This window comes from Streptomyces sp. NPDC096012 (assembly GCF_040426375.1).
GTDB lineage: Bacteria > Actinomycetota > Actinomycetes > Streptomycetales > Streptomycetaceae > Streptomyces.
The window spans coordinates 65,706-77,815 of the sequence record NZ_JBEOTD010000016.1; the positions used below are offsets into that span (position 1 = coordinate 65,706).

Sequence of the window (12,110 nt, forward strand, 5' to 3'; positions counted from 1 at the left end):
CCGTTCTCGCCTGTCCGCTCCCGCCGGTCCGCCCTCGCGGGGTCGCCTCGCCCGTCCGCTCGCCCCGCGGGTGCCGCTACCGGCCCAGGTACCTCGGCTTCTCCTTGTTCACGAACGCCTGCACCGCGATCGCATGGTCCTCGGACCGCCCCGCCCGCGTCTGCAGCTCGTCCTCCTTCTCCAGCGTCTCGTCGAGGGAGTGCGACAGGCCGTAGGCCACCGCCTCCTTGATCGCCGCGTACGCCACCGTCGGCCCCTCGGCCAGTGCCCGGGCCACCTTCTCGGCCTCGGCCCGCAGCTCGGCCGCCGGCACGACCCGGTTGGCGATGCCCAGCTCCAGCGCGTCCTGGGCGCTGATGGTGCGCGGGAACAGCAGCAGGTCGGCGGCGCGGCTCGGGCCGATCACCCGGGGCAGGGTCCAGGAGATGCCGGAGTCGGCGGTCAGGGCCACGCCCGCGAACGACGTGTTGAAGGAGGCGCTGTCGGCCACGATGCGGTGATCGGCGGCGAGCGCGAAGCCGAGGCCGGCACCGGCCGCGACCCCGTTCACCGCGGCGACCACCGGCTTCGGCGCCCCGGCGAGGGCCCGCACGATCGGGTTGTAGTGCTCCTTGACCGTGCTCATGGTCTGCCCGGACCCGGTCTCCCGGTCACTGGCGAGCAGCCCGATGTGCTCCTTGAGGTCCTGGCCCACGCAGAAGGCCCGGTCCCCGGCGGCGGTCAGCAGGATCGCCCGTACGGCCGTGTCCGCGGCAGCGGATTCCGCCGCCTCCCGGAGGGCGACCTTGGTCGCGATGTTCAGCGCGTTCATCGCCTCGGGGCGGTTCAGCGTGATCGTCGCGAGCCCGTCGCTCACCTCGTAGAGCACGGTGTCGGCCATGGCGCATCCCCTCCGGTGTCACGGCTGGTGACGTACCGGTCGGTACGCCCCTGTCAGGGGACAGCATGGCGGAGATCGACGCCCAGGGGCCGGACCGGACGTGTGACCTGCGTCAAAGAAAACGGGAGCGGAGTCGGGCGGTGGAGGTCCGTGTGGTGGCGCAGTATCGCAGCCGGCTCCCCGAATTGAGTGGTTTTGCTCGGGTGCGTTGCCCAAGCGATGCCGACTGATGTTGGTCATCGGGTCCCGCGATGCGGGATAATGGCTTGGAAGCAATGTGTTCGATGCCGGTGACGTGTGTCCGCTCCGGGCGGCGAGGCCCTCCCTGGGCCGTCGGCAGACGATGAGCTGGTTTCAGGAAGGGGAACGAGCATGGCGGCCATGAAGCCGCGGACGGGTGATGGCCCGCTCGAGGTGACCAAGGAGGGGCGGGGCATCGTCATGCGCGTTCCGCTCGAAGGCGGCGGTCGACTCGTCGTCGAGCTGACCCCTGACGAGGCCGAGGCGCTTGGCGACGCCCTGAAGAAGGTCGTCGTCTGATCGTCCCAACGATCCCGTCCTCGTGACTGCCCCGGCACCGCACGCGGTGCCGGGGCAGTCACGTCGGAAGCCGCGTGCGGCCGCGGCGAAGGGCTCGTGCGGCCGCGTTCGATGGCTTGCGTGGCCGCGTTCGAGGGCTCGGCGGCCGTGCCGGAAGGTTCGCCGGGGCCGCGGTCACCGTTTGACGGCGCACAGCAGGCCGTCGCCCACCGGCAGCAGCGACGGCACCAGCTCCTGGCTCTCGCGCACCGTGCGCAGCAGCTCCCGCAGCCGCAGCACCTCCGTGGGCTGCGGACCGGAGTCGACCGTACGGCCGCCCGCCAGGACCCCCTCGAAGACCACCAGGCCGCCCGGCCGCAGCAGGCGCAACGATTCGGCGAGGTAGTCGAGGTACTCCAGCCGGTCCCCGTCGCAGAACACCAGGTCGTAGCCCGCGTCCGCGAGCCGGGGCAGCACGTCCAGGGCGCCGCCGGGGATGAACCGGGCCCGGTTGCTGGCGAAACCGCAGGCGCGGAAGGCCTGCCGGGCGAACTGCTGGTGCTCCGGCTCCGGGTCGACCGTGGTCAGCACGCCGTCCGGGCGCATGCCGTGCAGCAGATGGATTCCGGACACTCCGCAGCCGGTACCGATCTCGGCGACCGCCTTCGCGTCCACGGAGGCGGCGAGCAGTCGCAGCGCGGCGCCCGTGCCGGGCGACACCGAGCGCAGCCCTGCGTCGCGGGCCCGGTCACGGGCCCAGCGCAGCGCTTCGTCCTCGGCGACAAAGGCGTCGGCGAACGCCCAGCTCGTCTGCCGGTTGGCGGTAATGACCCTCTCCTGTCCCCGTGGTTGCCTGGGCGTGACTGTATCCGTTGCCGTCGGGAACCCGCAGATGAGCCCGGGCGTTAAAAGGGGTGAGCGGGTGGCCCGGGACGCGACGGGGGGTAAGAGGTGCATGACGACGCCGAGCAACTGCTGACGCAGCCGTATGAGCCGTATCACCGTGTATCAAATTCTCGTAAAACCGCTTATCCGGAGCTAACGGGCGGGATGGCTATGGTAGGGGCTCCACTGGACACCACCAGAGCCGACAGGGGAGGTGCGGCCGCACCCGAGGATCGGGGTGGAGTGCTGCGGCGCTTCCTCGGATCGGCGGGCAGGCCGAAATCCGTGACCGACACCGCTGCTGACAGCCACGCCGCCGCCGCAGGCGCCGCCCAGACCGCGACCTTCTCCACCGACGCGGACGGGCAGGCGTGGACTCCGCCCACGTGGGACGAGATCGTCAGCACACACAGCGCCCGGGTCTACCGCCTGGCGTACCGCCTGACGGGCAACCAGCACGACGCCGAGGACCTCACCCAGGAGGTGTTCGTCCGTGTCTTCCGCTCCCTGTCGACGTACTCGCCGGGCACCTTCGAGGGCTGGCTGCACCGCATCACCACGAACCTCTTCCTGGACATGGTCCGGCGCAAGCAGCGCATCCGTTTCGACGCCCTCGGCGAGGACGCGGCCGAGCGCCTGCCCAGCCGTGAGCCCACCCCGCAGCAGCTGTTCAACGACGCCCACTTCGACGCGGACGTCCAGCAGGCCCTCGACACGCTCGCGCCGGAGTTCCGCGCCGCCGTCGTCCTGTGCGACATCGAGGGACTGTCGTACGAGGAGATCGCCGCGACCCTGGGCGTGAAGCTCGGCACGGTCCGCTCCCGTATCCACCGCGGCCGCTCCCAGCTCCGCAAGGCCCTCGCGCACCGCTCCCCGGAGGCCCGCGCGGCCGAGCGGCGGTCCTTCATGACCCGTGTCCCCGCTCTGGGGGGAGGGGGCGCGACCGCGTGAGTGGATCCCGACCGAAACCTGCCGAGAAGGCGCTTCTCGCAGAGCAGCATCTGGGAGACCGGCTCTCCGCCCTGGTGGACGGAGAGCTGGGTCATGAGACGCGTGAGCGCGTCCTGGCGCACCTGGCCACCTGCGCCCGCTGCAAGGCGGAGGCGGAGGCCCAGCGCGCCCTGAAGAACGTCTTCGCCGAGGCCGCCCCGCCGCCGCCCTCCGAGAGCTTCCTGGCCCGTCTCCAGGGCCTCCCCGGCGGAGGCGACCTGGACGGCGACGGCACGCCGCCGCCCGAGGGCGGCTTCCCCGGCCGCGAACCGGACGCCGGGACCACCGGCGTCTTCGGAGTCAGGCGCGGCGAGCGCTTCGCGTTCGGGTACGTCCCCGCCCGTCCGCACCACGCCGCCCCCGCACCCCTCCCCGAGGAGCGCGGTTTCCGCATCCATCCCGTCGGCCGCCCGGACGACGGCCGCTCCGCCTCGCGCGGACTGCGGTTCGCGTTCGTCGCGGCCGGCGCGGTGTCGCTCGCCGCGGTCGCCCTCGGCGGCATGACCACGGCGATCCCCGGCGACCTGACCGGCGAGGCCCGCGGCTCCGGCGGCGGCAGCAACGTGATCCCGGCGCGCACCGCGGGCACCGGCACGGGCGCTGGTGCCGGGGCGGTCGCGCCGGACACCCAGCGCCGGCGCCCGGTGGGCCCGCTGCTCGCCTCGGGCGTCTCGGGCGGGACACCGCTCGGCCAGACGCCGGTGGCACCGACCTCGCTGTCCGCACCGCTGCTGCCCGGAGCGCCGGCCGCCGACGCCGTCCGGGCCCGGGACGCGTTCATGCGGGGCCTGACGGCGCCGGTCACGGCCGGCGCGGCCGCCCTGTCCCCGCTCATACGTCCGCTGGGCCAGTCGGTGGCCCTCCCGCTCGTCGACCGGTCCGCGTTCCTCGGGCTCACCGGTTCCGGCCTGCTGTCCGCCCCTGTCCCCGACACCACCGCCGCTCCCACGGCGTCCTCCCTGCCGCGCCGCCCGGCAGTGGCCCCCTGACCGGTCGCTTCGCCACCGGCCGGGAACCTGGTTGAATCCGGTGAGGGCCGTGCCCGCGGCGATGCCCCGGGTGCCAAGTCGACGTTCCGCGGCCGCCGCCCGAGCGCGCGGCCGTGGCCAGCCGTGGGGAGAGCATGAACGAGGGGAACGGTGTCCCGCCGCAGCGGGATCCGGAGCGAGCGGCAGGAGCCGGAGCCGCCGGAACCGGAGCCGCCGGAGCCGGAGCCGCCGGAACCGGAGCCGCTGGAACCGGGGGAGCGGCAGGGGCCGGAGCCGCTGGAACCGGGGGAGCGGCAGGGGCCGAGGTCGGGGACACCGCTTGGACGGCCCCCGTCGAGCGGCCGAAGCCGTTGCACGACCCCGACCCCTACAGCACCCCGCCGTACGGCGAACCCGGCCCCTGGGCACCCGCTCCGCCCGTGCAGCACCCGGCGGCCACCCCGGCACAGGGCACCCCCGTGCCCGTCCTCGGAGCGACCGCCCCGGTGTCCCCCGCCCCCGGGCCCGATACGGCGCCCCCCATGCTCGGGACGCACACCTCTACGCCCGCCCCGGAATCCCTCACCCCCACCCTCGGAACGCCCACCCCCGCCCCCGAGCCGCCCGCCCCGCTCCGCGCCCCCGTGCCAGGCCTCTCCGGGCCGGCGGAAGGCGGCGGCGCGGGAGAGCGTCGTTATGACCCCTGGGGCGGGGCGCACGCGTTCGGCTACGGGCCGCTGCAGCAGACCGGGGCCGCCGTGCCCACGCAGGAGCGGCGCGGCGGACGGGCGAAGCGGCTGGCGCTGGTGTGGACCGTGCTGGTCGCGGTCGTCTCCGCGGGCATCGGTGGAGCCGTGGGAGCGTACGTGGAGCGCACCGGACTGGGCGACGACGTGCGCCTGCCCCAGGCCGGAGGCGTGCCGGCCGGCCGGGCGCCGGACAGCGTGGCCGGGATCGCCGCCCGCGCCCTGCCCAGCGTCGTCACCCTGCACGTCAGCGGGGCCGAGGAGGCCGGCACCGGCACCGGCTTCGTGCTGGACGGCCAGGGGCACATCCTCACCAACAACCACGTCGTCGAGCCCGCCGGGTCGGGCGGCCGGATAACCGTGACCTTCAGCAGCGGGGAGACCGTCAAGGCCGAGGTCGTCGGCCGGGACAGCGGATACGACCTCGCCGTCGTCCAGGTGCACGGCGTCCACGGACTCACCCCGCTGCCCCTCGGCAACTCCGACGACGTCGAGGTCGGCGACCCCGTCGTCGCCATCGGCGCCCCCTTCGACCTGGCCAACACGGTCACCTCGGGGATCATCAGCGCCAAGGAGCGGCCCATCACGGCCGGCGGCGAGAAGGGCGACGGCAGCGACGTCAGCTACGTCGACGCGCTGCAGACCGACGCGCCCATCAACCCGGGTAACTCCGGCGGGCCCCTCCTCGACTCCCGGGCCGAGGTCATCGGCATCAACTCCGCGATCCGCTCCGCCGGCAGCGGTTCCGAGCCGAAGGGCGGCCAGTCCGGTTCCATCGGCCTCGGCTTCGCCATACCCGTCAACCAGGCCAAGCGCGTGGCCGAGGAACTGATCAACGACGGCCACGCCACCCATCCCGTCATCGGCGTCACCCTCGACATGGGCTACACCGGCGACGGAGCCCGCATCGACAGCAGGAGCGCGGGCGGTGGCCCCGCCGTCACCGAGGGCGGCCCCGGCGCACGGGCCGGGCTCGAGGCGGGCGACGTCATCACCGAGGTCGACTCGGAGCGCGTCCACAGCGGCGAGGAGCTGATCGTCAAGATCCGCGCCCACCGGCCCGGCGACCGGCTGCGGCTGTCCGTCGAACGCGACGGCGCCGAGCGGAGGGTCTCACTCGTGCTGGGCGCCTCGGCGCACAACTGACAGAAGTCTCACCTTGGGGCGGTACCGGTCGGACCGATACGCCGGGTACCGTTGAGCGACCGAGGACTCGCGAGGAGCGTCAGGTGTTCAATGACATAGGACCACTGGAGCTGGTGACGATCGTCGTGCTCGCCGTGCTCGTGTTCGGTCCGGACAAGCTCCCGAAGGTCATCCAGGACGTGACGCGGACGATCCGGAAGATCCGCGAGTTCTCCGAGAGCGCCAAGCAGGACATCCGCCAGGAACTGGGCCCGGAATTCAAGGACTTCGAGTTCGAGGACCTCAACCCCAAGGCGTTCATCCGCAAGCAGCTGGACAACGACGACCTGGGGCTGAAGGAGATCCGCAACGGCTTCGACCTGAAGAAGGAGATGGCCGAGGTCACCGACGCGGTCAACAGCCGTGACACGGACACGTCGGGTCCTTCTCCCGCTGCCGCCGGCCGCATCGACATGACCAAGCAGCCCGAGGACGGCCCCGGCCAGGACGACCGGCCGCCCTTCGACGCGGACGCCACCTAGGCATCGCCTTCCCCGACACGCGCACGCGCACGCAGGACGCGCACGTGACGCACGTCATAACGCACGCCGGTCGCACACGGCCTGAACAGGCCGTTCGCGCGACCCACGCATCCAGCGCCTGCCCAGCCGCTCCCGGCGGTGTGGATATGCTGCCGAGTTGTTGTGCGGACCGGACGAGTACGCCCGAAGGGGGGCGGGCCGCCCCGGTCCGACGAGAGCGAGGAGGCGTCCGGGCAGATGGAGACGACGAGTCGGGTGGGCGCGCAGCCGCCGGCCGCGGAGGGCGGACAGCAGCTCCCCTCCGCCCGGCGTACGGTCGACGGTTACCTGCAGGCGCCCTTCCCGTGGTACGGCCTCGACGAGGCCTTCACGGGGCCGCGCTGGCTGATGCAGGTCGGTACCGCGGCGGACGGCGCCGTCGAGCACGGTTCGATCGGGCACGGCGACGAGCCCTCGGTACGCGCCGACGCCGGCTCCGCCGGTGAGCCGCGGGAGAAGTTCGCGGTGGTGGTCACCGTCGCCGCGCAGCCGTCGCGCCGGAGCGCGGACGGTACGGGGCTGCTGGAGGCGACGTCGGTCGCCTCGGCCGCATGGCTGGCCGGTGTGGGGCTGCTGTCCTTCACCTGGCCCCACCAGATGGACCACAGCCTGCGGGACGACTGGCTGGACCAGCAGACGGAGACGGCGTGGGCGCTGGCCGACGATCTCGAGGGGGCGGAGTGGTCCAGGCTCTCGCTCCCGGTGGACGGGGTCGCCATGCCGTTCCACTACCGGGAGTCCGAGTTCGGCTGGGTACTGGCCGGCACCACCGGGGCGGGCGTCCACCTGGGCGCGTACGGCCGGGGAATGAGCGCGTACGGACTGGGATTCGCGGTGGTGAAGGACGTCGCCGCGTACGCGTGAAGCCGGGCATGCGTGAAGCCGGGCATGCGTGAAGCCGGGCATGCGTGAGGTCGCGTACGCGTGAAGTCGCGCAGGCCTGAAGTTGCGTACGCATGACGAAAGGGGCGCCGTTGTCTTCGGCGCCCCTTCTTCGTCCGGTCGTACCGCTTGTCCGCCCGGTCGTACCGCTCAGAACTTGTTCGTCTGCAAAAACAGCAGGTCAGAGACCTTCCAGGTCATCCGGGGCCGTGATCGGGCCGTCAGAGTGGGAAGCCTCGGTGAAGAGGGCGTGGGCTCCCATCCCGCACACCATCGACCCAGGCAGAGCCGAGCAGACGCGGCCCCTGGCGTCCAGTCGTTCGTACAGTGGCGCGCTCCACCTGGACGCCAGGAACCACGCCTGCTCCACGGTGTGTGGGTCGACGGCGTACGGGATGGGAGCAGGGGAGGGTGGTGGGTGGCAAGAAGCCAGCAGGTCCATGCCACACTCAGCTGGCCCGTTTCGCGGGCGTACCTGACTCGGGAGTACGCATGGAACCGCGCTTTAGGAGATTCGGCGACCGTCTGATGACCTGCATCGCCCTGGCTTGGTTCGGCTACCAGGCCCTATATGGCGAGGGGATGCTGCGGATCGTTTCCGCCCTCCTGTTCGTGATTGGCGTGGTGACGACCGCGGGCGCCATCCTTGACCGCATCCGTCCTCGCCCGAAGCGGCGCCGGTCCCGTGAGCAGGACGCTGGTTGAAATGACCGTGCCGCCACTTGCCGTCCTGGATGAGCCGCTTACGGGGCCGTGATCACTCACGCGAAAGCAGGAACCATGCCCCGCAAGCCTCGCCGTAGCGAGTCGTTTCAGCAGTTCCTCGCCTCGATGGAACCATCTGATCCGCCCGAACAATGGGGGTCCGTTGTCGAGACTGGTGTGATCGACGAGCACGCCGGAGCTCGGTGGCAGTTGAAGCGTGGTCCTCTGGACGTTCGGGTGGCTCGGCGATTGGCCGCCTCGGCATCGTTGATGGCCGTTGGGCACGGGGCGAGTACGAGGTTGCAAGATGTCCCCGTTGACCAGCGCGCCGAGACCTGGACGCGTGCAGAGGAGCGCTTCGAAGGTCCGGGAGGGGCCATCAAAGGCCCGGATTGGCCGCTTGAGCCGGTGTATCACGCGTACGAGTTTGAGTCGGACGACGGCCGTTCGATGTTGCTCCTGGATGAGACTTGCTAAACCTGTACAGCAGCGAGGTACAGCAACCGCTGCACCGCAGACGACGAGCAGTGGCCTTACCTGGCTGTCAGGCCAGCGCAACGACCGTCAGCGACTGTCCCGCCCATAGTTTGCATGGAGGAGCACGCCGCGGATCCCGCTCGGGCCGTCCCTGGACCGTGCGGGGGCGCTCAACGACAACCAATGCTGACAAACGTCGACGGCTCCGTCCCTGGTCAGAAAGCTGACCAGGGACGGAGCCGCAGATCGCAGGCGTGCGGTGTCAGAACTTGTTCTTCGGCGTGATCCCCAGCGACAGACCGGACAGCCCGCGCTGACGGCCGCCCAGCTTTCCGGCGATCGCCCGCAGCGCGGAGCCCGCCGGGGAGTCCGGGTCGGTCAGGACCACCGGCTTGCCCTCGTCGCCGCCCTCGCGCAGGCGCACGTCGATCGGGATGGAGCCGAGGACGGGGACGGACGCTCCGGTCGTGCGTGTCAGGCCGTCGGCGACCCTCTGACCGCCGCCCGTGCCGAAGACGTCGACCATCTCGCCGCAGTGCGGGCACGGCAGCCCGGACATGTTCTCGACCACGCCGACGATCTTCTGGTGGGTCTGGACCGCGATGGAGCCCGCGCGCTCGGCCACCTCCGCCGCCGCCTGCTGCGGGGTCGTCACGACCAGGATCTCGGCGTTCGGGACCAGCTGGGCCACGGAGATCGCGATGTCGCCGGTGCCGGGCGGCAGGTCCAGGAGCAGGACGTCCAGGTCACCCCAGTACACGTCGGCGAGGAACTGCTGCAGCGCCCGGTGCAGCATCGGGCCGCGCCACACCACCGGGGCGTTGCCCGGGGTGAACATGCCGATGGAGATGACCTTCACGCCGTTCGCCGACGGCGGCATGATCATGTTCTCGACCTGGGTGGGCCGGCCGTCGGCGCCCAGCATGCGCGGCACCGAGTGGCCGTAGATGTCGGCGTCCACGACACCGACCTTCAGGCCGTCGGCGGCCATCGCCGCGGCCAGGTTCACGGTCACCGAGGACTTGCCGACGCCGCCCTTGCCGGAGGCGACCGCGTAGACCCGGGTGAGGCTGCCCGGCTTGGCGAACGGGATCTCGCGCTCGGCCTGGCCGCCGCGCAGGGCGTTCGCCAGCTCCTTGCGCTGCTCGTCGCTCATCACGTCGAGGACGACGTCGACACGGGTGACGCCCTCGACCCGGGAGACCGCGTCCGTGACACGCTGGGTGATCGTGTCGCGCATGGGACAGCCGGAGACCGTCAGGTACACGGCGACCGCGACGGCCCCGTCCGCGCCGATCTCCACCGATTTGACCATGCCGAGTTCGGTGATCGGGCGGTTGATCTCGGGGTCGTTCACCGTCGCCAGTGCCTCGCGCACCGCGTCTTCCGTAGCCATAAGGACGATGGTACGGGGCGCCGAGGGGCGTCGGGGTAGCCACTCAGCGGTCTTCTGCGTCACGTCCCGGCGGCCGTTCCGTCCGCTCTGCCTGGAATACGACGTGCCCGTCGTGCCGCCGTCGCTCCTCCAGTTCCTTGACCACGTCCTGCAGCTCGGAGCGGATCCAGTCGCGGGTGGCCACCTCGCCCAGGCCCATGCGCAGCGCGGCGATCTCCCGGGTCAGGTACTCGGTGTCGGCGATGGACCGCTCGTTCTGCTTGCGGTCCTGCTCCAGGTTGACCCGGTCGCGGTCGTCCTGCCTGTTCTGCGCGAGCAGGATCAGCGGGGCCGCGTACGAGGCCTGCAGGGACAGCATCAGGGTCAGGAAGATGAACGGGTAGGAGTCGAAGCGCAGATGGCCGGGTGCGGCGACGTTCCACACCACCCACGCGATGATGACGACCGTCATCCAGACGATGAAGCGTCCCGTGCCCAGGAACCGGGCGATCTTCTCCGACAGCCGGCCGAAGGCCTCCGGGTCCCACTCGGGCAGGATCCGGCGCCGGGGCGGGCGCGGCTGGTCCAGGCGGGCACGGTGCCGGGAGGTGGCCGTGGCGCCCGCCGGGACGCGCTCGCGGGTGCTCTCGCGCTCAGGAGCCATGTGCGGCCGCCTCCTCTCCTTGGCCCTCGTCCAGATGGAACTCCGTCTCCCGCCAGTCGTCGGGCAGCATGTGGTCCAGTACGTCGTCCACGGTGACCGCGCCGAGCAGCGCCCCGGACTCGTCGACCACGGGCGCGGCGACCATGTCGTACGTGGCGAAGAACCCGGCGATGACGGGCAGCGCGTCGTCGGGGGCCAGGGGTTGCAGATCGTCGTCGACGAGCGAGCTGACCAGGTTGTACGGCGGGTCGCGCAGCAGCCGCTGGAAGTGCACGGTGCCCAGGTACTTGCCGGTCGGGGTCTCGTCGGGCGCCCGGCAGACGTAGACCTGGGCGGCGAGCGCGGGGGAGAGGTCCGGGTTGCGGATCCGGGCGAGCGCGTCGGCGACGGTGGCGTCCGGACGCAGCACGATCGGCTCGGTGGTCATCAGACCGCCCGCCGTGTGCTCCTCGTACGACATCAGGCGCCGCATCTCGGCCGCGTCGGCGGGCTGCATCAGGCTCAGCAGCCGCTCCTTGTCCTCCTCGGGCAGTTCGGAGAGCAGGTCGGCCGCGTCGTCGGGGTCCATGGCCTCCAGGACGTCCGCCGCGCGCTCCTCCTTCAGCTTGCCGAGGATCTCGATCTGGTCGTCCTCCGGCAGCTCCTCCAGCACGTCGGCGAGCCGGTCGTCGTCGAGGGCGGCCGCGACCTCGGCGCGCCGCTTGGGGGAGAGGTGGTGCAGGACGTTGGCGAGGTCGGCCGGGTGCAGCTGCTCGAAGGTGGCGAGCAGGCTCTCGGCGCCCTGCCCGTGCTCCTCCAGGGAGAACCCGGTGACGGCCGACCACTCCACGGTCAGCGTCTCGCCCTTGGCCCGCCGGAAGGCGCCGCCCTTCCTCCCCTTGCGGACGAAGACGCGGTCGACCTCCCAGTCCCGCCGCGCGGGCAGCTGCTGCACGGACAGGTCGAGGACCGTGACCTCCTCGCCGGTCTCCACCAGGGTCACCCGCCGGTCCAGCAGCTCACCGAAGACCAGCCGCTCGGTCGGCCGCTGCTCGAAGCGGCGCACGTTGAGCACCCCGGTGGTGATGACCTGGCCGGACTCGATGCCGGTCACCCGGGTCATGGGCAGGAAGATGCGGCGCCGGGTGGACAGTTCGACGACCAGCCCGAGGACGCGCGGGGGCCGTCGCCCGACGCGCAGCATGACGACCAGGTCGCGGACGCGGCCCACCTGGTCGCCGGCCGGATCGAAGACGGGGACCCCGGCGAGGTGCGAGACGAAGATCCGGGGGACGCCGGCTGCCATGGCTGTGCTTCCTTTGCCTGGGGATCGC

Annotated in this window: 12 protein-coding genes; 7 read left to right on the forward strand and 5 right to left on the reverse strand. The window is 71.8% G+C overall.

Annotated elements, in window-relative coordinates; genetic code table 11:
* Nucleotides 1-76 precede the first annotated feature (76 nt).
* Nucleotides 77-880 carry a 2-cyclohexenylcarbonyl CoA isomerase gene (gene chcB / locus ABVB68_RS17835; RefSeq protein ID WP_353602029.1) on the reverse strand — a complete coding sequence of 268 codons (804 nt, stop codon included), beginning with the start codon at nt 878-880 and terminating at the stop codon, nt 77-79.
* Nucleotides 881-1,252: 372 nt separating this feature from the next.
* On the opposite strand from chcB, the gene ABVB68_RS17840 reads away from it, so the two are divergent.
* Nucleotides 1,253-1,420 (forward strand): DUF3117 domain-containing protein, encoded by a 168-nt coding sequence (locus ABVB68_RS17840; RefSeq protein ID WP_018544333.1) that lies wholly within the window; start codon nt 1,253-1,255, stop codon nt 1,418-1,420.
* A 174-nt stretch (nt 1,421-1,594) separates the two neighbouring features.
* Here ABVB68_RS17840 and ABVB68_RS17845 read toward each other — a convergent pair whose 3' ends face one another.
* Nucleotides 1,595-2,401, reverse strand: coding sequence for an O-methyltransferase (locus ABVB68_RS17845; protein ID WP_353602030.1), 807 nt, complete (start codon nt 2,399-2,401; stop codon nt 1,595-1,597).
* A 126-nt stretch (nt 2,402-2,527) separates the two neighbouring features.
* Between ABVB68_RS17845 and sigE the strand changes: the two genes are divergently transcribed.
* From sigE to ABVB68_RS17875, 6 genes are all read left to right on the forward strand, one after another.
* Entirely contained in the window at nt 2,528-3,235 is a 708-nt protein-coding gene (gene sigE / locus ABVB68_RS17850) for an RNA polymerase sigma factor SigE (protein ID WP_353602031.1), read from the forward strand.
* Entirely contained in the window at nt 3,232-4,263 is a 1,032-nt protein-coding gene (locus tag ABVB68_RS17855; protein WP_353602032.1) for an anti-sigma factor family protein, read from the forward strand. The genes sigE and ABVB68_RS17855 overlap by 4 nt, the downstream gene beginning before the upstream one ends.
* A 134-nt stretch (nt 4,264-4,397) precedes the next feature.
* Nucleotides 4,398-6,134, forward strand: a complete 1,737-nt coding sequence (locus ABVB68_RS17860; protein WP_353602033.1) for a S1C family serine protease — start codon at nt 4,398-4,400, stop codon at nt 6,132-6,134.
* An 83-nt stretch (nt 6,135-6,217) separates the two neighbouring features.
* Nucleotides 6,218-6,655 (forward strand): sec-independent translocase, encoded by a 438-nt coding sequence (locus ABVB68_RS17865; protein ID WP_353602034.1) that lies wholly within the window; start codon nt 6,218-6,220, stop codon nt 6,653-6,655.
* A gap of 237 nt (nt 6,656-6,892) precedes the next feature.
* Complete coding sequence (locus tag ABVB68_RS17870) at nt 6,893-7,558, forward strand: hypothetical protein (RefSeq protein WP_353602035.1); 666 nt, start codon at nt 6,893-6,895, stop codon at nt 7,556-7,558.
* Nucleotides 7,559-8,068: 510 nt separating this feature from the next.
* Nucleotides 8,069-8,281 carry a hypothetical protein gene (locus tag ABVB68_RS17875; protein WP_353602036.1) on the forward strand — a complete coding sequence of 71 codons (213 nt, stop codon included), beginning with the start codon at nt 8,069-8,071 and terminating at the stop codon, nt 8,279-8,281.
* A gap of 739 nt (nt 8,282-9,020) precedes the next feature.
* Here ABVB68_RS17875 and ABVB68_RS17880 read toward each other — a convergent pair.
* Genes ABVB68_RS17880 through ABVB68_RS17890 form a run of 3 tightly spaced genes read right to left on the reverse strand, consistent with a single transcriptional unit; the run spans nt 9,021 to nt 12,082 of the window.
* Nucleotides 9,021-10,154: an Mrp/NBP35 family ATP-binding protein gene (locus tag ABVB68_RS17880; protein ID WP_353602037.1), complete on the reverse strand. Its 1,134-nt coding sequence runs from the start codon at nt 10,152-10,154 to the stop codon at nt 9,021-9,023.
* Nucleotides 10,155-10,197: 43 nt separating this feature from the next.
* Nucleotides 10,198-10,797, reverse strand: coding sequence for a DUF1003 domain-containing protein (locus ABVB68_RS17885; RefSeq protein WP_353602038.1), 600 nt, complete (start codon nt 10,795-10,797; stop codon nt 10,198-10,200).
* The gene (locus ABVB68_RS17890; RefSeq protein WP_353602039.1) at nt 10,787-12,082 is read right to left on the reverse strand and encodes a magnesium transporter MgtE N-terminal domain-containing protein; all 1,296 of its coding nucleotides are present in this window, start codon (nt 12,080-12,082) and stop codon (nt 10,787-10,789) included. Before ABVB68_RS17890 ends, ABVB68_RS17885 begins: the two co-directional genes overlap by 11 nt.
* Nucleotides 12,083-12,110 lie beyond the last annotated feature (28 nt).